The organism is Pseudoalteromonas sp. OOF1S-7 (assembly GCF_022347765.1).
In the GTDB taxonomy this organism is placed as follows: domain Bacteria; phylum Pseudomonadota; class Gammaproteobacteria; order Enterobacterales; family Alteromonadaceae; genus Pseudoalteromonas.
In genome coordinates, this window is record NZ_JAKRFZ010000004.1 from 72,031 (window position 1) to 93,914 (window position 21,884).

At 46.6% G+C, this 21,884-nt stretch carries 24 protein-coding genes and 1 tRNA gene; 22 read left to right on the plus strand and 3 right to left on the minus strand.

All coding sequences use genetic code 11. The annotated features are described in order from the left end of the window. Positions 1 to 207 precede the first annotated feature (207 nt). From cmk to MHN33_RS07655, 14 genes are all read left to right on the plus strand, one after another. The gene (gene cmk, locus MHN33_RS07590) at positions 208 to 915 is read left to right on the plus strand and encodes a (d)CMP kinase (RefSeq protein ID WP_239397392.1); all 708 of its coding nucleotides are present in this window, start codon (positions 208 to 210) and stop codon (positions 913 to 915) included. A gap of 94 nt (positions 916 to 1,009) precedes the next feature. Beyond that, on the plus strand, positions 1,010 to 2,677 hold the full coding sequence (gene rpsA / locus MHN33_RS07595) for a 30S ribosomal protein S1 (RefSeq protein ID WP_239397393.1): 1,668 nt from the start codon (positions 1,010 to 1,012) through the stop codon (positions 2,675 to 2,677). A gap of 59 nt (positions 2,678 to 2,736) precedes the next feature. Continuing rightward, the gene (gene ihfB / locus MHN33_RS07600) at positions 2,737 to 3,027 is read left to right on the plus strand and encodes an integration host factor subunit beta (RefSeq protein WP_239397394.1); all 291 of its coding nucleotides are present in this window, start codon (positions 2,737 to 2,739) and stop codon (positions 3,025 to 3,027) included. Positions 3,028 to 3,081: 54 nt separating this feature from the next. After that, entirely contained in the window at positions 3,082 to 3,309 is a 228-nt protein-coding gene (locus tag MHN33_RS07605; RefSeq protein WP_239397659.1) for a lipopolysaccharide assembly protein LapA domain-containing protein, read from the plus strand. Beyond that, positions 3,302 to 4,453 carry a lipopolysaccharide assembly protein LapB gene (gene lapB, locus MHN33_RS07610; protein ID WP_239397395.1) on the plus strand — a complete coding sequence of 384 codons (1,152 nt, stop codon included), beginning with the start codon at positions 3,302 to 3,304 and terminating at the stop codon, positions 4,451 to 4,453. The genes MHN33_RS07605 and lapB overlap by 8 nt, the downstream gene beginning before the upstream one ends. Before the next feature lie 35 nt (positions 4,454 to 4,488). Beyond that, the gene (pyrF, locus tag MHN33_RS07615; protein ID WP_239397396.1) at positions 4,489 to 5,199 is read left to right on the plus strand and encodes an orotidine-5'-phosphate decarboxylase; all 711 of its coding nucleotides are present in this window, start codon (positions 4,489 to 4,491) and stop codon (positions 5,197 to 5,199) included. 211 nt (positions 5,200 to 5,410) lie between these two features. After that, complete coding sequence (locus tag MHN33_RS07620; RefSeq protein WP_239397397.1) at positions 5,411 to 5,824, plus strand: hypothetical protein; 414 nt, start codon at positions 5,411 to 5,413, stop codon at positions 5,822 to 5,824. A 132-nt stretch (positions 5,825 to 5,956) separates the two neighbouring features. Next, positions 5,957 to 6,394, plus strand: a complete 438-nt coding sequence (locus MHN33_RS07625; RefSeq protein WP_239397398.1) for a nucleoside deaminase — start codon at positions 5,957 to 5,959, stop codon at positions 6,392 to 6,394. 176 nt (positions 6,395 to 6,570) lie between these two features. Beyond that, positions 6,571 to 6,942, plus strand: a complete 372-nt coding sequence (locus MHN33_RS07630; protein ID WP_239397399.1) for a hypothetical protein — start codon at positions 6,571 to 6,573, stop codon at positions 6,940 to 6,942. 123 nt (positions 6,943 to 7,065) lie between these two features. Beyond that, positions 7,066 to 7,156 (plus strand) — tRNA-Ser (locus MHN33_RS07635). A gap of 51 nt (positions 7,157 to 7,207) precedes the next feature. Further along, entirely contained in the window at positions 7,208 to 7,573 is a 366-nt protein-coding gene (locus MHN33_RS07640; protein ID WP_239397400.1) for a hypothetical protein, read from the plus strand. A gap of 153 nt (positions 7,574 to 7,726) precedes the next feature. Beyond that, entirely contained in the window at positions 7,727 to 8,344 is a 618-nt protein-coding gene (locus MHN33_RS07645) for an FKBP-type peptidyl-prolyl cis-trans isomerase (protein ID WP_239397401.1), read from the plus strand. A 55-nt stretch (positions 8,345 to 8,399) separates the two neighbouring features. Next, positions 8,400 to 8,708, plus strand: coding sequence for a hypothetical protein (locus tag MHN33_RS07650; protein ID WP_239397402.1), 309 nt, complete (start codon positions 8,400 to 8,402; stop codon positions 8,706 to 8,708). 253 nt (positions 8,709 to 8,961) lie between these two features. Continuing rightward, positions 8,962 to 10,179, plus strand: coding sequence for a glycoside hydrolase family 18 protein (locus MHN33_RS07655; RefSeq protein WP_239397403.1), 1,218 nt, complete (start codon positions 8,962 to 8,964; stop codon positions 10,177 to 10,179). A 62-nt stretch (positions 10,180 to 10,241) separates the two neighbouring features. On the opposite strand, the gene asnS is transcribed toward MHN33_RS07655, so the two are convergent. After that, entirely contained in the window at positions 10,242 to 11,639 is a 1,398-nt protein-coding gene (gene asnS / locus MHN33_RS07660; RefSeq protein WP_054015032.1) for an asparagine--tRNA ligase, read from the minus strand. A 362-nt stretch (positions 11,640 to 12,001) separates the two neighbouring features. On the opposite strand from asnS, the gene MHN33_RS07665 reads away from it, so the two are divergent. After that, a complete protein-coding gene (locus tag MHN33_RS07665) occupies positions 12,002 to 12,436 on the plus strand; it encodes an AAA family ATPase (protein WP_046004386.1) in 435 nt (144 codons plus the stop codon). A gap of 67 nt (positions 12,437 to 12,503) precedes the next feature. Here MHN33_RS07665 and MHN33_RS07670 read toward each other — a convergent pair whose 3' ends face one another. Both MHN33_RS07670 and bioA read right to left on the minus strand, forming a co-directional pair. Further along, on the minus strand, positions 12,504 to 13,841 hold the full coding sequence (locus MHN33_RS07670) for a lysine 2,3-aminomutase (RefSeq protein WP_054015033.1): 1,338 nt from the start codon (positions 13,839 to 13,841) through the stop codon (positions 12,504 to 12,506). Positions 13,842 to 14,015: 174 nt separating this feature from the next. Continuing rightward, positions 14,016 to 15,305, minus strand: a complete 1,290-nt coding sequence (bioA, locus tag MHN33_RS07675; RefSeq protein WP_239397404.1) for an adenosylmethionine--8-amino-7-oxononanoate transaminase — start codon at positions 15,303 to 15,305, stop codon at positions 14,016 to 14,018. Positions 15,306 to 15,419: 114 nt separating this feature from the next. On the opposite strand from bioA, the gene bioB reads away from it, so the two are divergent. The 7 genes from bioB to MHN33_RS07710 all read left to right on the plus strand — a co-directional run bounded on the left by bioB (position 15,420) and on the right by MHN33_RS07710 (position 21,834). Further along, positions 15,420 to 16,463, plus strand: a complete 1,044-nt coding sequence (gene bioB, locus MHN33_RS07680) for a biotin synthase BioB (RefSeq protein ID WP_046004389.1) — start codon at positions 15,420 to 15,422, stop codon at positions 16,461 to 16,463. Next, the gene (locus tag MHN33_RS07685) at positions 16,464 to 17,597 is read left to right on the plus strand and encodes an 8-amino-7-oxononanoate synthase (RefSeq protein ID WP_239397405.1); all 1,134 of its coding nucleotides are present in this window, start codon (positions 16,464 to 16,466) and stop codon (positions 17,595 to 17,597) included. Then, the gene (locus tag MHN33_RS07690; protein ID WP_239397406.1) at positions 17,594 to 18,349 is read left to right on the plus strand and encodes a methyltransferase domain-containing protein; all 756 of its coding nucleotides are present in this window, start codon (positions 17,594 to 17,596) and stop codon (positions 18,347 to 18,349) included. The genes MHN33_RS07685 and MHN33_RS07690 overlap by 4 nt, the downstream gene beginning before the upstream one ends. Continuing rightward, the gene (gene bioD, locus MHN33_RS07695; RefSeq protein WP_239397407.1) at positions 18,346 to 19,041 is read left to right on the plus strand and encodes a dethiobiotin synthase; all 696 of its coding nucleotides are present in this window, start codon (positions 18,346 to 18,348) and stop codon (positions 19,039 to 19,041) included. The genes MHN33_RS07690 and bioD overlap by 4 nt, the downstream gene beginning before the upstream one ends. A 91-nt stretch (positions 19,042 to 19,132) precedes the next feature. Further along, positions 19,133 to 19,378 (plus strand): Rho-binding antiterminator, encoded by a 246-nt coding sequence (locus MHN33_RS07700; protein WP_239397408.1) that lies wholly within the window; start codon positions 19,133 to 19,135, stop codon positions 19,376 to 19,378. 73 nt (positions 19,379 to 19,451) lie between these two features. Then, positions 19,452 to 19,670, plus strand: a complete 219-nt coding sequence (locus tag MHN33_RS07705) for a hypothetical protein (protein ID WP_239397409.1) — start codon at positions 19,452 to 19,454, stop codon at positions 19,668 to 19,670. 175 nt (positions 19,671 to 19,845) lie between these two features. Next, positions 19,846 to 21,834, plus strand: a complete 1,989-nt coding sequence (locus MHN33_RS07710; RefSeq protein WP_239397410.1) for a methyl-accepting chemotaxis protein — start codon at positions 19,846 to 19,848, stop codon at positions 21,832 to 21,834. The last annotated feature ends 50 nt before the right edge of the window (positions 21,835 to 21,884 follow it).

A 21,884-nucleotide genomic window follows, 5' to 3' on the forward strand; every position in this document is an offset into this window, starting at 1 on the left:
GGTGATGCAATGCGTTTTAAACGCTGTAATTTAGCTGGTTACGGGCAGTCAGCTTGACACTAAGTTGTCTGCCTGACCCTATACTCGTGCCAGTTTATCGTCGTAAATTTAAAATCAAACAAAAAGTTACATGTCAATAAGGATCTATTCAGCAAACTTGCGTATAATACTGCCGTTCATTTTTGGTGTGCATTTCGGGAGGTTTAAATGCAGGCTGTCATGCCAGTAATCACCGTAGACGGCCCAAGTGGCTCGGGCAAAGGAACGGTTTGTCGTTTATTAGCTGAGAAGCTTGATTGGGACGTGTTGGATAGTGGCGCAATTTATCGCGTATTGTCTTTGGCCGCTATTCATCATCATATTGCACTCGATAGCGAAGAGGCGTTAGTCCCGCTTGCCGCGAATCTGGATGTTCAGTTTCCGATCGATAGTGTTACGAAAAGGATTAGAGTGGTCCTCGAGGGAGAGGATGTGACACACACGATCCGTAACGAAGAGGTTGGAGCTGCGGCGTCAAAAGTTGCTGCACTCCCTCGGGTTCGTGAAGCTTTATTACGTCGTCAGAGAGCGTTTCGCAGTGAAAGAGGTTTGATCGCTGACGGCAGAGATATGGGCACAGTTGTTTTCCCCCAAGCTGAACTGAAAATTTATTTAACAGCCAGTGCTCAGGAACGTGCAAGACGTCGTTATCTGGAGTTGAAGGATAAAGGGCTGGATGTTACACTAGATGGTCTTTTAAGCGAGATTGAAGCTCGCGATGAGCGTGATATGAACCGCAAAGTTGCGCCTTTGGTGCCTGCGGACGATGCTATCGTGCTCGACACAACAGAATTAGATGCAGAACAAGTGTTTGAGAAAGTCACCGCTTTAATTCAGGACACCGTTGCCGCTGGCAAGCTGCCTGCATCAAATTAGATTTTTACTGCGTTGGCAGGAGGCTAACGTTATTTTAACCACCCCATGCAGCATGGTTGCTAATTGGAATGTTTATTTATGAGACGTATTTAGTATGTCAGAAAATTTTGCGCAGTTATTTGAAGAAAGCCTAAAGGGTTTTGAAGTTGAGCAAGGCTCAATCGTTAAAGGTACAGTTATTGCTATCGAGAACAACGTTGTTCTTGTTGACGCTGGCCTTAAGTCTGAAAGTGCAATCCCTGCAGAGCAATTCAAAAATGCTGCTGGTGAACTAGAAGTTGCTGTTGGCGACGAAGTAGATGTTGCACTTGACGCAATCGAAGATGGTTTCGGTGAAACTATCCTTTCTCGCGAGAAAGCGAAGCGTCACGAAGCCTGGATCCGCCTTGAAAAAGCTTGTGAAGAGCAAGAAACTGTCGTTGGTGTTATCAACGGTAAAGTTAAAGGTGGTTTCACTGTTGAAGTTGATTCAATCCGTGCATTCCTACCTGGTTCACTTGTTGACGTTCGTCCAGTACGTGACACAACACACCTTGAAGGTAAAGAGCTTGAATTCAAAGTAATCAAGCTTGACCAGAAGCGTAACAACGTAGTTGTTTCTCGTCGTGCTGTTATTGAGTCTGAAAACTCACAAGAGCGTGAAGAGCTGCTGGCTAACCTTGTTGAAGGTCAAGAAGTTAAAGGTATCGTTAAGAACCTGACAGACTACGGTGCATTCGTAGATCTGGGCGGTGTTGACGGCCTACTTCACATCACTGACATGGCTTGGAAGCGCGTTAAGCACCCAAGTGAAATCGTAAATGTTGGTGACGAGATCGCTGTTAAAGTACTTAAGTTCGACAAAGAGAAGACGCGTGTTTCTCTAGGCCTTAAGCAACTTGGCGAAGATCCATGGGCAGCTATCGCTGGTCGTTACCCAGAAGGCGCTAAGCTAACTGGTCGTGTTACAAACCTGACTGACTACGGTTGTTTCGTTGAAATCGAAGAAGGCGTTGAAGGTCTGGTACACGTATCTGAAATGGACTGGACTAACAAGAACATCCACCCTTCAAAAGTTGTTTCACTAGGTGACACTGTTGAAGTTATGGTTCTTGAAATCGACGAAGAGCGTCGTCGTATTTCTCTAGGTCTTAAGCAGTGTAAAGCTAACCCTTGGCAGGAATTTGCTCGTCTACAGAACAAAGGCGACCAAGTTACTGGTAAGATCAAGTCAATCACTGATTTCGGTATCTTCATCGGTCTTGACGGTGGTATCGACGGTCTTGTACACCTGTCTGACATTTCTTGGAACACGCCTGGCGAAGAAGCTGTACGTGAATACAAGAAAGGCGACGAGATCTCTGCAATCGTTCTTCAGGTTGACCCAGAGCGTGAGCGTATCTCACTAGGCGTTAAGCAAATCGAAGCTGATCCTTTCAATAACTACCTAGACGCAAACAAAAAAGGTGCTATTGTTAAAGGTAAAGTGACAGACGTTGACGCGAAAGGCGCAACTGTTGAGCTTATCGAAGGCGTTGAAGGTTACATCCGTGTTGCTGACATCGCACAAGAGCGCATCGAAGACGCAACTAGCGTTGTTTCTGCAGGCGACGAAATTGAAGCTAAATTTGTAGGTGTTGATCGTAAGAACCGTACTATCAGCCTATCTGTTAAAGCTATCTTCGAAGCAGAAGAGAAAGAAGCGCTTGAGAAGCTGAAGAAAGAAGAGCCAGCATTCGAAAATGCAATGGCTGCAGCTTTCAAAAACGCTCAAAAAGACTAATACTCAGTCTTGAATAGAAGGGCACTTTTTGCCCTTCTTTTTTATCTAAAGGAAACGCTATGACAAAGTCAGAACTAATCGAAAAACTTGCTGAGCAACATATTCACGTTCCAGTCAAAGACGTTGAAAATGCGGTAAAAGAGATTTTAGAGCAAATGGCAGGGTCACTATCAAGCTCGGATCGCATCGAAATCCGCGGCTTTGGCAGCTTTTCACTCCACTATCGTTCACCTCGTACAGGTCGTAACCCTAAAACTGGTGATACTGTTGAGCTGGATGGAAAGTACGTACCTCACTTTAAGCCTGGTAAAGAACTTCGTGACCGCGTAAACGCCAGTCTAGAAAGCTGATTATAGAGGTAACGTTTGATCCAGGTAGTAAGAAAAGGACTATTTTTGATACTGGTGGTAATCGCTTTTGTACTGGGAACACAAAACCCAGCGTTGGTAAAAGTCGACTACATCATTGCCAGTTCAGAAGTGCCGTTGGCCAGCTTAATGAGCCTATGCGTGGTATTTGGTTTGGTATTAGGGTTGTTGTTGGGCATTGGCAAAATAACGCAGTTAAAGAGGCAAATTCGCCAGCAACAGAGAGTTAATCAATCGACACAGCGCAAAGCAGTAAATGATTGAACTACTTTTCCTATTGCTACCAGTCGCAGCTGCTTATGGCTACGTCATGGGAAAAAACAGCGCTAAGAATCAAGCCCATGAACAAAACCGAAAAATTACCTCGGAGTACAGCAAAGGATTAAAGTTTCTTTTAGATAGAGAAGAAGATCAGGGCCTTGAGCACCTGATAAAATTATTAGAGGTCAGTGCTGACTCCGTTGAGCACTACCTCATACTCGCCACCTTGTTTCGTAAAAGAGGTGAGCTCGATAGAGCCATCCGGATCCACGAACTGCTATTAAAACAACCCAGTCTGGACGTACAGGTTATCCAATCTTGTAAACTGGCACTCGCCGAAGACTACATAATGGCCGGCTTATTAGATAGTGCGGAAGAACATTTGGTCGAACTGGTTAAAGCGAATTATCAAGAGGCATTAACGCCGATTATCCAGCTTTACTCGCAAACTCGCGAGTGGCAGAAGGGCGTAAACATGTACGAAAGCCACGCAGAGTTGTTTACCGAGCAAGTTTACTGTGCCGCTATTGCTAACTTTTATTGTGAAGCTGCGCTGGAAAATCAGGCACAAGAGAATCAAACAAACGATTATCTTGAGCGCGCACTTAAGCTACCCAAAACCACGATAAGGCCGCTCTATGAGCTAGGGCACGATGCACTTGGCAAAGAAGACAATGTGAAAGCCATTTACTACTGGCGTAAATTGGTTTCACAGTTCCCGTGCGCTGTCCCGCTTGTATTACAAGACCTGCATATTTGTTATCAGCGCCTCAATATCGATCACGAATTTCATGCGCTGGTCAATGACTTACTAACAACCAGTGGCGTACTGGTTAAAATAAAGCACTGTGAGGGACTGGTAGAATCCGGCCATACTCAGCAGGCGGTAGCGTACCTTACTGACAGTCTAAAACGTGAACCTTCTATTCGGGGGTTCAGTTTTCTGCTCAAGTTACTTGCCACAAGGCAGGACAAATTCCACTCTGTATTAAATGAAGTCGACAATCTGGTGTCTGCTTATGTTGCGACAAAGCCAGACTACCAGTGTCGCAACTGTGGCTTCACAAGTCACAAACTCTACTGGTTATGTCCCTCCTGTAAGTCTTGGGAATCAATCTTGCCAAGTCAGGGTGTGGATGGGTATTAAAAAATCGACATTTTACAAGGCGAAATAGGTCAACTATGTCAAACACAGAAATGAAAAAAGTGCTTATTGCACTGGATTACGACAATGAAGCTGCTGCGCTGGCGTTTGTATCCCAGCTTTCTCCGAACGAATGTCGACTTAAAGTCGGAAAGGAAATGTTTACTTATTTCGGTCCTCAGTTTGTTTCTAAACTGATTGATAAAGGGTTTGACGTATTCCTTGATTTGAAATTTCATGACATTCCAAACACGGTTGCGAAAGCTGTGACTGCAGCGGCGGAGTTAGGCGTATGGATGGTCAATGTGCATGCCAGCGGTGGCACTGAGATGATGAGCAAAGCTAAACAAGCGCTGGAAGTTTATGGAGACAAAGCTCCTTTGTTGATTGCAGTAACAGTGCTGACCAGTATGGATCAGGCACAGCTCAGCAAACTGGGTGTAGACAAAACCCCTCAAGAGCAGGTGCTTTACTTGGCAAAACTGGCAAAAGAGTCTGGGCTGGATGGCGTCGTATGTTCGGCTCAGGAAGCGCAAACCCTCAAGGCTGAATTAGGCAATGATTTTTGTCTGGTAACGCCTGGTATTCGACCATCAGGCAGCGATGCTGGCGATCAGAAACGCATCATGACACCTGAGTTGGCAATAAAGTCAGGCAGTGATTATCTCGTTGTTGGCCGGCCTATCACTCAGGCAACTGACCCGGTGAAGGCCCTGAGCGCCATCAACGAATCTATCAAGGGGCTTTAAACCCAACTCTACTTCAGACCAGCTCGCTTTAAAGAGCTGGTCTTGCTGTACTAACCTTGTGGGGTTAGTGCAGCTATCTCACTTCCTCTATTACCTCTGCCCCCACATTGTGTCGGTTATTTTACCAGAGAAAGACCTCCCAATATCTATGAGCCTGCTACACTAGTATTGTTACAGGAAGTTTATATATTGTTATCATCAAGGAGTCGATATGAATCAGCAACAAGTGGTCAGCATAGTAAATGGCCTGGCTAATGGCATTGATCCGATCACAGGAGAGATCCTGCCCGCACAGTCGCCCTATAACCACCCAGACGTGATTAGGGCGCTTTTCCAGTCTTTACAGTGGCAGCCAAAGGCCAAGAAGGTAAAGAGAACTTTGGCTCAAAAGCAGCAGGAAAACCTTGAGAAAGGGCTACCGAAAAATTACGGTTTACCCTGGTCAGAAAAAGATATAGAGCAGGTGCTTGAACAATATAAAGGGAATGTGGAGATCGACAGAATCGCAGTTAATTTGGCCAGAAAACCGGGCTCAATCATTGCGGTATTGAACAAACAAGGTGTAGTTGGCGATGTGCAGGCTCAACAGCTCAATCAGCAATACAGGTATCAGGGGCTGCGCTAATCTGCTCTGATAACACCGCCGCATCCAGAGTTAGGCTATTCTTATTTTGTCCTCAATTACATGCTAGCTTGGGTGAAGTTGAGGATGATCCGTCTTCATATTCAAATTGGTATAAACATCAGGAGTGCAGCGATGGATAAGTTTTTAGCGGCGGCGATTGAAGAAGCGAAAAAGGGGCTTGATGAAGGAGGGATCCCGATTGGTTCTGTGCTGGTTCATAAAGGCCAGATAATTGGACGTGGGCATAATCAGAGAGTTCAAAAGGGGAGTACCGTGCTGCATGGCGAAATGGACGCGTTAGAAAATGCCGGGCGTTTGAGCGCTGCGGTATATAAAGAGTGTACTTTATATACCACGTTGTCGCCTTGTCCAATGTGTTCAGGGACTGTCATGCTTTACGGTATACCGAAAGTGGTGATAGGGGAAAACAAAAATTTTATGGGTAACGAAGTGTTACTGCGCGAGCATGGTGTTGAACTAGAAGTCCTTCAGGATCCAGAGTGCATCACTATGATGGACGACTTTATCAAAGCCCGCCCTGATCTATGGAATGAAGACATAGGTGAATGATCTGACTTAAAGTGAACTTCTAATCCAGACAGGAACCCGGTCTTTGAGACTGTGATACATGTCATTAAAAAAGGAACTTGGTCCATTAATTATTCGTTCTACGGTTGTTTTGTGGCCTGAATGTTTGTTAGGCTAAAGGCTGGCAGTCTCAAAGCACAATTATAAGAAGAATAGTCATGGGCAATCTATTTTTAAAAGAGCGGGAGAATTGGTGGACTTGGATTGTCTGGGGTGTACTGGGATGTATTTCAACGGGTAGTATGTTGCCCTATATCAGTGAGGTGTGGCTGGCGCTACTTTCTCCGGTCTGCTTTTTATTCGTGTTAGTTAGTTGGATGAATTACAGTCGGCGATTCGATTTCAGCCGAGCATTTAAGGTGCTGAGCTGTGTTACGGTCATATCAGTTATCCCACTATTACTAACGCAATTGTATCCGGTACCCGACCCTAAACAGGGTATTATTGATATGGCGCTGGTAATTTTGATGTGTATTGGATTAAGCATTATAGGTGCCTGGGTTGCAAGAAGGCCCAAACAGTATTACTAGAGGTTAGCTGCTTTATATCGGGTTGGTTGTGTAAAATACAACCGTTTAGGCGCGAAGTTTTGCAAAAAACTGAATTAGGGCTTTACTTTTTTACCTCAGCACCATAGAATTCGCGCCAACAACGGAGAGATGGCTGAGTGGTTGAAAGCACCGGTCTTGAAAACCGGCATACGTTAATAGCGTATCTAGGGTTCAAATCCCTATCTCTCCGCCACCTCATTCCCAAAACCGCCTATACGGCGGTTTTTTTCGTTCGGAGGCAGTGATGACTAAGCAAGTTGTTATTCATAGTTCGTTATGGGTGATCTTCAGTTTCTTTTATCTAAGTGGTTTGCAGGCTGCTCTGGTACTGGCAATTGATGGGCAAGCATACCCCAGTATCTGGATCACTTTGCTGTACACTTTCTTTTTTAATCTGCTTGTCGGACACATTATCACTAAGTATGAAAAGTTATTCCCAATGATCGCCGGTGTGGTTATTTCGGTGTTTGGCGTAGTTGGCTTTGGTTGTTATTTCACCGAGCGCTTGGTGGGTTACAGCAACGAGTTGATCATAGGCCTGACGCTCAGTTTACCGTTTGCCACTTTCATAGTAAGAGAATTCAAACTCAAAAACCAAAGCAAAGTGTAACTCACTTAGACTTTTCATTATGTCTGCAGGCAGCCAGGCTGCTTGCAATGCTTTCATGCGCTGTTTCTATAAAGTTATCCACCTCCCTGTTAGTCATCTATGCGCTGTGATACACTGCCGCTTCTTTTAAACTGATAAATAAGTGGATCTAATATGTCAGATTTATTCAACACAGATGCTGAAAAGGCAAGTTATGGTATTGGTTTGCAAATGGGCGAGCAGCTTAAGTCTAACCCATTTGAAGGTTTGAACCTGAACTCGGTATTTGAAGGTATGAAAGATGCCTATGCCGGTGAAGCATTCCGTGTCGAGATCCCTGAGATCCAGGCTGCATTCGAAAAAATCAATGCAGAAATTCAACAGCGTCGCGAAGAAGAAGCCAAAGTACTGGCTGCTGAAGGCACTGCATTCCTGGAAGAAAATGCCAAGCGCACTGAAATCACAGTAACTGAGTCTGGTCTGCAGTACGAAGTAATCGAAACTGGTGAAGGCGACAAGCCGGCAGCTGATTCAACTGTTCGTGTACATTACCACGGTACTCTGATCAACGGTAACGTATTCGACAGCTCTTACGAGCGCGGTCAGCCTGCTGAGTTCCCAGTAAATGGCGTAATCAAAGGCTGGACTGAAGCACTACAGTTAATGCCTGTTGGTTCTAAGTGGCGTCTATACGTACCACATGATCTTGCTTATGGCGAGCGTGGTGCAGGTGCATCAATCGCACCATTCTCAACTCTGATCTTTGATGTTGAGTTGTTAGAAGTTCTGTAACTTCAGTATTAGGGCTGCTTTTTGCAGCCTTTTTCATTACTAAAGGAAGTTAATAATGAAAAAACTACTTTTACTATTTATGCTCTTACCTAACCTTGTTCTCGCATCAAAGGAAACATCGGGTACCGTTATTGTGTCAGGGGCGAACAACACTATTTTGGTTGATTTTAGCAAACCAAATTCCAGTTGTGGTTCACGCTACTATCTGCCGCTCAATTCTGAGTATGAAAAAGCGTTATTCTCAATGTTACTGGCAGCGCAGCTGTCCGGAAAGAAAGTGTGGGCCAACGGTGCTGGTGATTGTAAGACAGGTTACCCTTACAGAAATGCTTATAAGCTTGTGAACATGAAAATATACGATTAAAACATGTGGCACTTTTTGCAGTATCGTAGACGCATGTAAATACATCCGAGGTACTGTGACTGGGCTAGCAGCTAAATGCATTTCTCTTTGTTTTTGCCATTATATGTTAAAATCTCGTCTCTTTTTCTGATAATCCTGAATCCACAAATGCCAAAGTTACTCTGTTTGGCTTACTATTATAAATCTTCAATTTTAAATTTTTTGTTAACGTGATATTGGTTGTGTTTAATATTTATACAACATGGAGCGCGTTATGTTTAAGAAAACCTGTCTTACTTTAGCTGTGGCTATATCCGGGCTGTCAATGCAGTCTGCGTGGGCACAAGATACTTTTTGTCCTCGAGTTGAAGGCTTTTATTCTACCTGGGATTACCCGGCGGGTGGCCAACTGGATGTTCAGGATCTGGCAACCGATAGACTCACACATATCATAGTGGCATTTGCCTACCCTAATGCTGATGGCACGCTAAATACACTTGAAGCTGATCGCTATATCGATGACATTGTGGCACATGCCCATGCCAATAACACAGGCGTCATGATCTCAGTAGGCGGTGCCGGCGTCGACTTTCTGTCTATGGATGAGCAGGCTCGGGCCAACCTGGTAAAGAATCTGGTTGTTTATGCGGAGCTACACAAGCTCGATGGTATTGATGTTGACTGGGAAGACTGGAGCACATACAACCAGCCAAACCCCATCGAGAGCGGGTATCTGCTGGATCTGGTAAAAGATCTGAGAGCAGCTTTACCTGCGCACCTGGAGGTGAGTGTTGATGTTCAGGCAGGTGGCTGGTCGGGGATTAATTTCCATCCAGATTTAGATGAGTATGCCGATTACATTCGTTTTATGGCCTATGACTATACCGGCGGCTGGGGAGGCTCCCCGAAAAACCATCATGCTGCCTGGTCATATATTCACGATGGTTTGGTTAATCCAGCCCAGTGGAGCCAGAGCATGATCACTAAATACGATGTAAGTAAAACCAGCTTAGGCATTCCATTTTATAACAAGTCATTTCCCGATGGGGTAAGTGGTCCGGTCATGACTTATACGGCACGTGATATTGTAGAAACCTTTGTTGACGGACTTGGCGTAGATTACAACGCGGGCTTTTATGAGCAGGATAACTACCTGCATTTTTGGGAGACACCGGAGCTGGTGCGTACCAAGTCACAGTTTGTTGCCGACAATGGTTATCCGGGCATTTTTATCTGGGAGCTGCATCAGGATGCGCGCGGTGAGAATAAGTTGCTCGATGCCATTGGTGAAGTCTTACCTAAATGCCAGCGTTGTGCTGAGTCCTGGCAACCGTATCCGAGTGTCTATCAAACAGGGGATGTAGTGAGCTATGAAGGAAAAAACTGGCGGGTTAATGGGGGGCCTTTGCATGGGGTTGCGCCTATGACTGAAGGGCATGCGCACAGATACAGCGAATTGGGCGCGTGCCAGAATTATGTTGCAGCGCAATAAATAAGTCTAACAGGCATAAAAAAGCCCCAAAACGGGGCTTTTCAAAACTAAACTAAATTAGATTAGTAAGTTGCACTACCTTTGGTGCGCGGGAAGGCGATAACGTCACGGACGTTGCCCATACCGGTTACGTAAGCAACGAGGCGCTCAAAGCCCAAGCCGAAGCCTGAGTGCGGCACCGTACCGTATTTACGCAGGTCGCGGTACCAGCTGTAGTCTTCTTTATCCAGACCCATTTCTTCCAGACGCTTATCAAGCACATCCAGACGCTCTTCACGTTGAGAGCCACCGATGATCTCACCAATGCCAGGAGCAACGACGTCCATTGCAGCAACGGTTTTGCCGTCTTCGTTCTGGCGCATGTAGAAAGCTTTGATGTCACGCGGGTAGTTCTTGATAACAACCGGCGCATTAAAGTGCTCTTCTGCCAGATAACGCTCATGCTCTGATTGCAGATCAACACCCCAGTCAACCGGGAATTCAAATTTCTTACCACAGTTTTTCAGGATCTCGATGGCATCGGTGTAATCAACCTGTGCGAAGTCTTTGTCGATAAAGGACTCCAGACGTGTGATTGCCTGTTTTTCGATGCGCTGTGCAAAGAATTCCATGTCGTCACGGCGCTCTTCTAATACGGCTTTAAAGGCATATTTCAGCATGTCTTCAGCAAGAGCCGCAATGTCGTCCAGATCGGCAAACGCCACTTCCGGCTCAACCATCCAGAATTCCGCCAGGTGACGTGAGGTGTTCGAGTTTTCCGCGCGGAATGTTGGACCAAACGTATAGATTTTTGACATGGCGCTGGCATACGTTTCGCCGTTCAACTGACCAGATACGGTCAGGAAGGCTTCTTTACCAAAAAAGTCTTCGCTGTAATCAATGTCGCCCTTGTCTGTGCGCGGCAGGTTTTGCATATCCAGTGTAGAAACACGGAACATTTCGCCCGCACCTTCACAGTCACTTGCTGTGATGATAGGGGTGCTGATCCACATGTAGCCTCTTTCGTGGAAGAAACGGTGGATAGCCTGCGACAAACAGTTACGAACGCGGGTAACCGCGCCAATAACGTTGGTACGAGGACGCAGGTGTGCATGCTCACGCAGATATTCGATGCTGTGACGCTTAGCGGCCATTGGATAGGTATCCGGATTCTCAACCCAGCCTAGTACCTCTACTTTATTAGCCTGAATTTCAAAAGCCTGGCCCTGACCTTCAGAGGCCACCAAAACACCGGTCACGGCCACAGAGCAGCCTGCGGTAAGACGAGTCACTTCTTCATAATTATTAAGCGAATTAGGGACTACGGCTTGAATAGGGTCGAAACAAGAACCGTCATGGACGGCTAGGAATGAAATACCCGCTTTTGAATCGCGTCGTGTACGGATCCAGCCTTTTACAGTAACCTGGCTGTCTACCGCAACGGTGCCTGCTAGTAGCTCCGTTATCGCTGTGTGGCTCATCTTTACTCCAAAATGATTATTTATAATTAGTCTGTTGCGTGTGTTGTTTAACTCACTGCCATGACCACGCTTTTTGCGCAGTCAGCTATGTCGTATCTTACCTGCGATGGACATATAAAAAAACCACCAAATGGGGATGTGAGTTAATTTCTTAAGGCTTTTTACCCTCTTTGGCGCGCGCAGGCAAGAGAACGATTAATATTTGCTCATCTCAGAGCTTTATATTACGAAAAGTCGGCCGTCGCTTGCAGGCAACTGAGTAAAAACTGTCTGCCTTTTGCTTGATGAATTACTTAATCGCAAAAATTATGGCATTATACCTGTCTACTACTAAGAAAAACTGGATATAAGTCGTTCAATAGATGAAACAGGCATTTATATTACGGGGATTACCTGGCTCTGGGAAAACACATTACGCTTACGCACTGGCAGACGAGCTGGTCGCAGGTGACGAAACGCAATTCATCATTTGCTCTACCGATGATTACTTTCATAATGAGCAGGGCGAATATCATTTTGAAAAGTTCAGACTGCCGGAATACCATAATCTGAACCTGGCACGCTTTATCAATGCGCTGGCTGAGGGGATCCCGCTGGTGATAGCTGATAACACCAATATCAAACGCTGGGAGTTTGTTGCTTACACCAGTGCAGCACAGGCGATGGGGTATCAGGTCAAAGAAGTGATAGTCGGCGAAGTGAAAGATAAATCAATGCAGCATTTGTATGCCAAACGTAATACCCATGGTGTGGCACTGAGAACCATCAGTAAAATGGCCTATATGTTTGAGTGGTAGTTGCAATAAGTGATTATCTGAAACGAAAAAGCCGACAACGTTGTCGGCTTTTTTAGAGCTGAAACTCTTACATGGCTTCGTATTCGTCCTGCCAGAAGAATTTTTCCTCGCCAAATGCCGGCTTAAGGCCATCCAGCCAGGTCGCTTCTTCATCGTATTTGGCAAAGAAAGGTCTTTGCACCCAGTCCGGGTTACGAGCCTGAATAAAGCGCAATACAAACACTTTTTCGCCGTTGATTTCTGTTACACCAGAGACTTCAACCTTACCCGGTCCGGCACTCATGGAAGGCCCACGCACTGTGCGGCTCACACCCGATACATCTTTATAGGCATCGCGGAAGATTTCCCAGGTCTTGTAAAGCGGCAATTCAAAGTAACGCTTTGCACCGGTATCACGCTCTATGAACATGTAGTAAGGGATCATGCCCATTTGTGTTTGCTCTTTCCACATCTCAGACCACATTTTAGGGTCGGTGTTGAGGTGGTTAAGCAAAGGCGCCTGAGTACGGATCTGTACACCAGTCTTGCGCAGCAATTTAATCGCTTCTTTGGCAATGTCGGTGCGTAGTTCTTGCTTGTGGTTAACGTGCGCCATAATAGACACGTGCTTACCAGCGTCGACCAGCTCTTTAAGCAGGGCTAACAAGTCTTGTGCATCCGGATCGGTCACATAACGGAATGGCCAGAAAGTCAGGGACTTAGTACCAATACGAATAGTACGAATATGATCAAAGCGTGGTTCTTTCAGTGCTTCCAGGTATTTACGGAGCTTAACGGTGCGCATAACCATAGGATCACCGCCTGTCATAAGCAGATCGGTCACCTCTGTGTGCTCTTCCAGATAGCTGTGTAGCAGGTCTTCGTCGTTGTTGTTAAAGCGGGTTGCTTTACCAACGAACTGTGCCCAGCGGAAGCAGAAAGTACAGTAAGAGTGACAGTACTGGCCCTGTGCCGGGAAGAACAGCACGGTTTCTTTGTATTTGTGCTGAATGCCCTCAACGCGTTCACCGTCAAAGGTGGGGACGTTTTTGTCCATCTGACCGGCTGGGTGCGGATTAAGCTTTTGTCTTAACTTGGTTGACAGCTCAAAGACTTCTTCTGGCGTGTGCTCGCGTTTAAGCAGCGCGGCCATTTCTTCGTACGACTCGTCGTCCAGCATGCCACGCTGAGGGAAAGTAAGCTGAAAAACGGGGTCGTTAGGTACTTTGTCCCAGTCAATCAGTTCATCAATAACATAGTTGTTCACGCGGAAAGGGAAAACGTTTGCAACCACCTTCATCTGGAAGCGCAGGTGCTCAGGCAGTTTTTCAAGTTGCTCAATTTTATCAATCTGACGGTGTTGATAAACAGTAAAGCGCGGTGGCTGATAAGCTTCAGCTGGCTGCAATTTGACGGTTTGTTGCATAGTTACTCGATTCTCGACTTTATTCCGAAATTTACAATCAAAGTCGCCTAGTCTAACAAAGCCATGAAATGATTTCAGGTACAAACGATGAAATATCTTAAATAATTGCAAAATTGGCAAAAAAAGTGCCAACCTTGCTTTTATTTTCGCACTTTTTAGCTGTGCTGAGGAAAACTAGTACGCGTTCTGTGCGATGGCGTCATAAATACCGTCAGCCAGCTGCGCGATATCTTCATCCGGTGTGATATACGGGGGCATCAGATAGATCAGCCTGCCAAACGGGCGGATCCACAAGCCTTTTTCAATAAAAAAGCGCTGTATCTTTGCCACATCTATGGTGCGGTTTACTTCAACAACCCCGATTGCGCCCAGCACTCTGACATCCTGTACCGCATCGAGGTTTTTACAGCGCTCGAGCAACTTTAAACTGTTTGCCAGGCGTTGGATCTGTTGTTGCCAGGTATTACGTTGCAACAGGGTCAGGCTCGCATTTGCAGCTGCACAGGCCAACGGATTGCCCATAAAGGTGGGGCCGTGCATCAGTACTTTGGCTTCGCCCTGACTGATCCCAATGGCTATCTCATCTGTGGTGAGCGTTGCCGAGAGTGTCATGGTACCACCTGTCAGGGCTTTACCCAGGCACAGAATATCCGGGCTAATGTCGGCGTGCTCGCAGGCAAATAATTTTCCGGTACGGCCAAAGCCGGTCGCTATCTCATCCAGGATCAGCAAAACATCATATTGGTCGCACAGTGTGCGGAGTTTTTTCAGGTAATCCGGGTGATAGAAGTTCATACCGCCGGCGTTTTGCACTATGGGTTCAATGATAAACGCGGCAACCTCCTGATGATGGGCTACAAATGACGCCTCAAGTTGCGCGAGCTCTTCTTCACATGCCTGTTCATGGAAGCGCCCGGATGGCGCTGGCACAAAAATATGCTCCGGCAGAAAGCCCTGATACATGCTGTGCATAGAATTCACCGGATCGCACACACTCATGGCGGCAAAGGTATCGCCATGATAGCCTTTTTGCGCTGTCATCAGTTTAGTTTTGCGTTTATGGCCCTGGCTCAGCCAGTACTGCAGAGCCATTTTAATCGCCACCTCAACGCTAACCGACCCGCTGTCTGCCAGAAACACTTTATTAAGGGGAGTCGGGGTCATGGCGACCAGCTTTTTACACAACTCAACCGCTGGTGTATGCGTCAGTCCGCCAAACATCACATGGCTCATCCTGCCTGCTTGTTCAGTAATCGCATTAACTATATCGGGGTGATTGTAGCCATGAATGGCGCTCCACCAGGATGCCATACCATCAATTAATTCTTCGCCTGTTTCCAGGTGGATACGGTTGCCCTGGGTGTGGCTTGCCGGGTAAACGGGCAGAGGATCCAGCATGGAGGTATAGGGGTGCCAGATATGCGCTTTATCAAAGGCTAAATCAATTGTGTTATTATTGCTCACTTGTAAACCTTGCTTAAGTGGTCCGTGTTGACAATGGTAAAGCAAGAAGTAGACTAAGCCAATCACCGTCATAACAACTGACTAAAAAATGTCAGTCAAAAGAAGAGAATAATTATGGAATTGGGCACAGTACGTCACGATTGGACGCATAAAGAAGTTAAAGCACTATTTGAAATGCCATTCAATGATCTGTTGTTTCATGCTGCGAGCATTCACAGAAAAAACTTTAATCCCAATGAAGTACAGATCTCTACACTCTTATCTATAAAAACCGGTGCGTGTCCGGAAGACTGTAAGTACTGCCCTCAGTCGGGTCATTATAAAACCGACCTGGAGCGTGAACGCCTGATGGAAGTTGAAAAAGTGGTAGCCCAGGCCAAGGTGGCCAAAGAAAAAGGCGCGACGCGTTTTTGTATGGGCGCTGCCTGGTCCGATCCAAAAGATCGCGACATGCCTTATATTGAGAAAATGGTGCGCGAAGTCAGAGAGCTGGGCCTGGAGACGTGTATGACGCTGGGTAAACTAGATAATGATAAAGCCCATGCACTCAGAGAAGCGGGTCTAGATTACTACAACCACAACCTGGATACGTCACCCGAGTACTACGAGCAGATCATCACCACGCGGACTTATCAGGATCGTCTGGATACACTTGATCATGTCCGTGATGCCGGTATGAAAGTCTGTTCCGGTGGTATTGTTGGTATGGGTGAGCAAGCTTCTGACCGTTATGGTCTGCTGATGCAGCTGGCTAACTTGCCAAAACAACCTGAGAGTGTGCCAATTAACATGCTGGTTAAAGTAGCGGGCACACCGCTGGAAGACGTAGAAGATCTGGACCATTTTGAGTTTATTCGCACCATTGCCGTTGCACGTATTATGATGCCGTATAGCTATGTACGTTTATCAGCGGGCCGTACTGCCATGAACGAGCAAATGCAGTCGATGTGCTTCTTTGCTGGTGCAAACTCGATTTTCTACGGTGACAAGCTATTAACCACAGAAAACCCGGAAGCCGACGCAGACATGAACCTGCTAAGAAAACTGGGTATGCAGCCGGAGAAGCGTCAGGATTACTCAGACGAAGCCTATGAAGCGTCTCTGAATTCTGCCATTGCAGACAAAGCCACTTCTGAACTGTTCTACGAAGCCAACTAAATGGCCTTTGAGTTCATCGATGCGGCTCTGAATAGCAGAGCTGCTGCCTCTTTGCTGCGCCATCGTCAGTGCATTGATAAGGTCTCTGCCCGTGAAATTGAAGTTGGTGGTAAACGTTATCTCAACTTTGCCAGTAACGATTACCTGGCACTGGCGGACCAACCACTGAACCTGACAGGCCAACCCGGCAGTCGCAGCTCAGCGCTGGTGACCGGGTTTCAGTCTGTGCATGCGGCATTTGAATCACAGTTGTGTGAAGCTTTTGGTTACGAAAGCGCATTGCTTTTTGCAAGTGGCTTTGCTGCCAATACCAGTGTGCTGCAGGCGCTATTTAACGACCCGGCTGTTGGGCGCGAGTCAGAGCTGTTTCAGGATAAACTCAACCATGCCAGCCTGCTCGATGGTGCGCTGCATAGTCAGGCCAGGCTGACCCGATTCAACCACAACGATGTGGGGCATTTGCGTGCGCGGCTCGAAAAATCTAAAGCAAAACACAAACTGATTGTAACGGAAGGCGTGTTCTCAATGGATGGGGACTGTGCGCCATTAACAGATATCGCGCAGCTTGCAAAAACCCATAACGCCTGGCTGATGGTCGATGATGCACACGCGCTGGGCGTGGTTGGCGACAACGGGCTGGGCAGTATTGAACGTGGCGTAAAGCCAGAACTTTTAGTGATCACCTTTGGTAAAGCCATGGCCTGTCAGGGGGCGGCGGTGTTATGCAGTGAACGGGTTCAGCAGTATTTATTACAGTTTAGCCGCGAATATATTTATTCCACCGCGATGTCGCCCATGTTGACCGACATCGCAAGCAGCCAGTTTGCTCAGTTACGCAGTGCAGTGTCACAAAGGGCGGCATTAAAAGACAACATTGCCTATTTTACGCAAACCGCCGCGCAATTGGGGATTGCAGTGATGCCCTCAGTCACGGCCATTCAGCCTATTGTGCTGGGCTCAGCAGACAATGCACTGGCGGCGCAACAGCAGCTCAAAGCGCATGGCATTTGGCTCACTGCCATTCGCCCACCCACGGTGCCACAAAACGCAGCCCGACTGCGTGTGACGCTGACAGCGGCGCATACAGCACAAGATATAGATGCGTTACTTCATGCACTTAAGGAGGCGATATGAGTGCGTCCGTTAAAGCGCAGGTTGCTTCACGTTTTTCTCGTGCGTCACAGGTTTATGTACAGCATGCCAATGTCCAGCAACAAGCCGCCGAGATCCTGCTCAGGAAAATCAGTCTGCCCTGCACAACTTTGTTAGATTTGGGTGCCGGTCCTATGCAGCACTATGAGGCGCTAAGTACACGCTGCGCTCAGCTGGTGGCACTGGACCTCAGTGCCAGCATGTTGGGGCAGGGGCCTCGGGATGCATTGAAAGTCTGCGCGGATATGGACAATCTGCCTTTGGCTGATAACTGTGTAGACGCTATTTTTAGTAACTTTGCCATGCAATGGAGTCAGGATCACCCGGCTTTGTTTAAGGCGCTGAATCGAATATTAAAACCCGGTGGCAAGGCCTATCTGAGCATTGTTGTTGATGGGTCGTTGTGCGAGATCCGCCAGGCCTGGCAGAATGTTGATGCACACTGTCACGTCAATCGTTTTACGCCCTTCGACAGTCTGCTGGCCTATGCTGAAGAGGCCGGGTTCGCGCTCGATGATGCACAGCTGATGTGTCTCAAAGAAACCTTCAAAACTGCGCAGGCTGCTTTTAAATCTGTGAAAGCCATTGGTGCTAACCAGTTACAACATGCTGATCATCGCCGTGGCTTGCTGGGCAAGACACAATATCGTAAATTACTGGCAGGATATCCGCTTACCAATGGCCGCGCCCAGTTAAGTTATCAGGTTGCTTTTATGGAGCTAACTAAATTATGAGTGCATTTTTTATCACCGGCACAGACACCGAAGTGGGCAAGACCCATGTCTCCACGTTACTGCTTAAACTACTGGCCCAGAGAGGTAAAAAAGCGGTGGGCTTTAAACCTTTGGCGGCAGGGGCCGAAGAAGCTTTTGGCCAACTGGTAAATGAAGATGCGCTGAGCCTGATGGAAGCGGCGTCTGTACATGGTAAATATGAGCAAGTTAATCCGTTTTGCTTTGAACCGCCCATTGCACCGCATATTGCAGCGCAGCGCGCTGGCGTGACTATTAGTTGCGAAGCCTTGACTGAAAAGTACCAGGAACTTGGTGTCTTAGGCGCAGAATATACGCTGGTAGAAGGTGCCGGTGGCTGGGCATTACCCATCAACGATTCACAGTTTTTATACGACTGGATAAAGCACGAAGAGTTGCCCGTGATCCTGGTGGTGGGTATGAAGCTTGGCTGTCTGAACCATGCATTTTTGACTGAGCAGGCGATAGCTGCCGCCGGACTAAATTGTGTGGGCTGGGTGGCGAATCAGATAGACCCGGCCATGCAGGAATACGATGCTAACCTGGATACGTTAAAACAGCGATTAAAAGCGCCATTGCTTGGTGTCGCGCCATACTGCGAAGGGACACCCAAGCTGCAAATTCACGGCGCGCTGCTTGATTTACTGGGTCTTCAGCATAGCGCCAAAGCATAACTGGTTTTCGTATGCAGCGTTTAACTCAGTCGTGAGGTTAGTGCTGCTTTTTGGACTTTACGGGCCACGCTTCAATTTTGGAGACCGCACTATGATCAGTTGCAGTGATTACGATTACTTTGAAATTGTTTGTATGTTTCGCTATCCGGTGACACTGAGTCTGCGAAATGGTGAACAAGTCTCGGGCATTGCCGCTGACCTATGTCGTGATACGAACAGGGATGAATGTATTCAATTGAATGTTGCTGGCGCGACCCGACAAGTATTGCTCACCCAAATTACTAAGCTGACAGTGACCGTGGCCAACCCTCACTTTTGTGAAAAACAATTTAATTAACTTATCGACTTTTTCCTTCAATTAGTGAAAACTGCCTCTAAGCGTACCTTTTATTACAATGGTAAGGACAAACATGACACTCAGGTTTAACGTATTTGGCAGGCGCATGTCTGTGAGCCGTATTGGAGCGCAATGGCAGCTGTTTATTGACTCAGATACAGGGAACCGAGCACGCGTGTACGATGTGGTGATCCCGCCAGAGCTAGAGGAATACGAACTGGCGCGATATCTGGACGATATTTATCACGAGCTGTCATCAGAAGTTTACCCCAGAGTGACACAGGTTGATTAGGATATCACTGAGACAGAAGTCAGCCGGTACTGTGCCTGCTAAACTGAAACCTCCCAACTAAGGTCGCAGCCCAGATATTGTTGACTTTGCAGATTTTTGACTATCTTTAGTATCAATAAGGATAGCCAGTCATTATGTATCAGATTGGCGTCATTAAGTGATCACCGGAGAAATCATGAATCTGCTTAAGCGCTTTTCCATTATTCAATTATCCATTATCAGCTCTACCGCCTTACTTATTTTCATTCTGATCTTACTTAGCAAAGTGGTTTACCAATATTGGCAGGACATAGAAGCCACCAAAAAAGACATTGCCTACATTGGGCTGCTGGATGCCATGGAAAAAGTAGCGCATCATCATGCTGTGGAGCGGGGCTTAACGGAAGGCTTTTTGGGGAATCCAAATGCGCAGAATCGGCAAGCTTTGGTGGCTCAGAGAACTCAGGCAGATGTGGTTTCTGAGTCGCTCAGAACGCTTCATTCAGGTCAGTTTAGCGTCGATGAAAAGGTAAAAAGGTGGTTGCCGGGTCTACTAAATTTATTTGAAAAGAAAGCGATGATAAGAAGCGAAGTGGACCGGCAAAATAACACACTCGCTTTTGAGTACTACAGCCATCTTAATGAACTGGCCCTGAGTACTGCGATGCAATTGCAGTCTCGAGTGCATAATCAAGAGCTAATGGCCAGTTTGTCAGTTGCACTAATCCTGGCTCGTAGTAAGGAGCGAATGGGACAGCTGCGTGGAAAGATTTACGGTATCCTTTCTAAGAATGAAATTGACATGGGAGAGAGAAAGGAGCTGGCTTTTTATCAACAGCAACTGTCTTTTTTGAAAAAACAGCTTCAAACCGCGTTGGAAGAATATATATTGTCTTCTGAACTACAAATCACTCCCGGTGATCATGGAAATGATCTGGACGATGTAATTACCACTCTAGTGTCAGACCCAGAAGTAAACTTTGCGCATTTACCTAACAGTGAACAGTGGTTTTCTACTGCGACAACACAGATACAATCACTAAAGTCTTCGCTAGATTTAATTTGGAATGAGACCAAAACAAGAAGCCGGAGTTACAGGAGCCAGTTAGAAAATCAAGTGATGTTACTTGTAGCCTTACTAGTGATTTTTATTGTCTTTATTTTCTACATTAATTACAGATTGTTTACTTCTCTTAAAAGTGATTTGAAACAGCTTCAGGCGACTTTGTCTAAGGTGGCTGGAAACAATGATCTGACTCTGGATATAAGGCTTAGCAGTAATAATGAACTCGGGGAAATTTCGCATTCTATCTATCATACTATAGGAGTTTTCAAGCAGTTTCTTATCACTTTGTCTGGTTCAATTCACACTGGGACTAAATTAAATGACAGTTTGGGAGTCGCTTCAAATAATGTAGACATTGGTGCCCAGCGCACTCAGAGCCTGGCAACTAATATTGCTGCGGCGATAGAGCAAATGGCGGCAACCTGCGAAGACATAGCCAAAGCGGCATCAGACACGCTGACGGCCAGTGATCAGCTCAACGACGAATCTAAAAAGTTGCTGGAAGACAATCAGCGCAATCTGGATACCATGAATGTGCTCTCGCAAAACATGGAGCAGGTCAATGAAATGGCACTCAATATGGAGCAGCAGGTGGAAGAGATTAATACCATACTGGACTCTATTCGCAGCGTAGCGGATCAAACCAACTTGCTGGCTCTGAATGCAGCCATTGAAGCGGCCAGAGCGGGCGAACATGGCCGGGGCTTTGCGGTGGTTGCGGACGAAGTCAGAGGGCTTGCCAACAACAGTAAAGGGTCATCAGAGCAGATCTCTACATTATTAAATAATCTGAACGACATCAGCCGCAATGTGGTCCATGCAATTAAGGAAAACACCGGTCTGGCCAGTAGTATTATGAATGAGGTAGAACAAACCCGCCAGGTGTCTATGCAGGTTAGCGATCACAGTAATCATGTAGAGCAACTGACTACCTCAGTGGCCACCGCGGCGCAGCAGCAGTCTGTAGTTGCACAGGATATTTCCAGCAATACCACTGCCGTTCTGGATGCTGCAAATGAAGAACTTAAAACCTCGCAGGCACTGAAAAAACTCTTTGATGATATGAAGCTAAACAGTGATACACTGCAGCGTACGATGGATAATTTTATAATCGACTAAATGCGCGGTATCAACAAGACTAGCTGCGCAGGGCGTCAAGTAAGTGCAGA

What these genes read in the sequence shown, in the direction of transcription:
- cmk (WP_239397392.1), top strand. Translation starts at nt 208, where the DNA reads ATGCAGGCTGTCATGCCAGTAATCACCGTAGACGGCCCAAGTGGCTCG.
- rpsA (WP_239397393.1), top strand. Translation starts at nt 1,010, where the DNA reads ATGTCAGAAAATTTTGCGCAGTTATTTGAAGAAAGCCTAAAGGGTTTT.
- ihfB (WP_239397394.1), top strand. Translation starts at nt 2,737, where the DNA reads ATGACAAAGTCAGAACTAATCGAAAAACTTGCTGAGCAACATATTCAC.
- lapB (WP_239397395.1), top strand. Translation starts at nt 3,302, where the DNA reads ATGATTGAACTACTTTTCCTATTGCTACCAGTCGCAGCTGCTTATGGC.
- pyrF (WP_239397396.1), top strand. Translation starts at nt 4,489, where the DNA reads ATGTCAAACACAGAAATGAAAAAAGTGCTTATTGCACTGGATTACGAC.
- MHN33_RS07620 (WP_239397397.1), top strand. Translation starts at nt 5,411, where the DNA reads ATGAATCAGCAACAAGTGGTCAGCATAGTAAATGGCCTGGCTAATGGC.
- MHN33_RS07625 (WP_239397398.1), top strand. Translation starts at nt 5,957, where the DNA reads ATGGATAAGTTTTTAGCGGCGGCGATTGAAGAAGCGAAAAAGGGGCTT.
- MHN33_RS07630 (WP_239397399.1), top strand. Translation starts at nt 6,571, where the DNA reads ATGGGCAATCTATTTTTAAAAGAGCGGGAGAATTGGTGGACTTGGATT.
- MHN33_RS07640 (WP_239397400.1), top strand. Translation starts at nt 7,208, where the DNA reads ATGACTAAGCAAGTTGTTATTCATAGTTCGTTATGGGTGATCTTCAGT.
- MHN33_RS07645 (WP_239397401.1), top strand. Translation starts at nt 7,727, where the DNA reads ATGTCAGATTTATTCAACACAGATGCTGAAAAGGCAAGTTATGGTATT.
- MHN33_RS07650 (WP_239397402.1), top strand. Translation starts at nt 8,400, where the DNA reads ATGAAAAAACTACTTTTACTATTTATGCTCTTACCTAACCTTGTTCTC.
- MHN33_RS07655 (WP_239397403.1), top strand. Translation starts at nt 8,962, where the DNA reads ATGTTTAAGAAAACCTGTCTTACTTTAGCTGTGGCTATATCCGGGCTG.
- asnS (WP_054015032.1), bottom strand. Translation starts at nt 11,639, where the DNA reads ATGAGCCACACAGCGATAACGGAGCTACTAGCAGGCACCGTTGCGGTA.
- MHN33_RS07665 (WP_046004386.1), top strand. Translation starts at nt 12,002, where the DNA reads ATGAAACAGGCATTTATATTACGGGGATTACCTGGCTCTGGGAAAACA.
- MHN33_RS07670 (WP_054015033.1), bottom strand. Translation starts at nt 13,841, where the DNA reads ATGCAACAAACCGTCAAATTGCAGCCAGCTGAAGCTTATCAGCCACCG.
- bioB (WP_046004389.1), top strand. Translation starts at nt 15,420, where the DNA reads ATGGAATTGGGCACAGTACGTCACGATTGGACGCATAAAGAAGTTAAA.
- MHN33_RS07685 (WP_239397405.1), top strand. Translation starts at nt 16,464, where the DNA reads ATGGCCTTTGAGTTCATCGATGCGGCTCTGAATAGCAGAGCTGCTGCC.
- MHN33_RS07690 (WP_239397406.1), top strand. Translation starts at nt 17,594, where the DNA reads ATGAGTGCGTCCGTTAAAGCGCAGGTTGCTTCACGTTTTTCTCGTGCG.
- bioD (WP_239397407.1), top strand. Translation starts at nt 18,346, where the DNA reads ATGAGTGCATTTTTTATCACCGGCACAGACACCGAAGTGGGCAAGACC.
- MHN33_RS07700 (WP_239397408.1), top strand. Translation starts at nt 19,133, where the DNA reads ATGATCAGTTGCAGTGATTACGATTACTTTGAAATTGTTTGTATGTTT.
- MHN33_RS07705 (WP_239397409.1), top strand. Translation starts at nt 19,452, where the DNA reads ATGACACTCAGGTTTAACGTATTTGGCAGGCGCATGTCTGTGAGCCGT.
- MHN33_RS07710 (WP_239397410.1), top strand. Translation starts at nt 19,846, where the DNA reads ATGAATCTGCTTAAGCGCTTTTCCATTATTCAATTATCCATTATCAGC.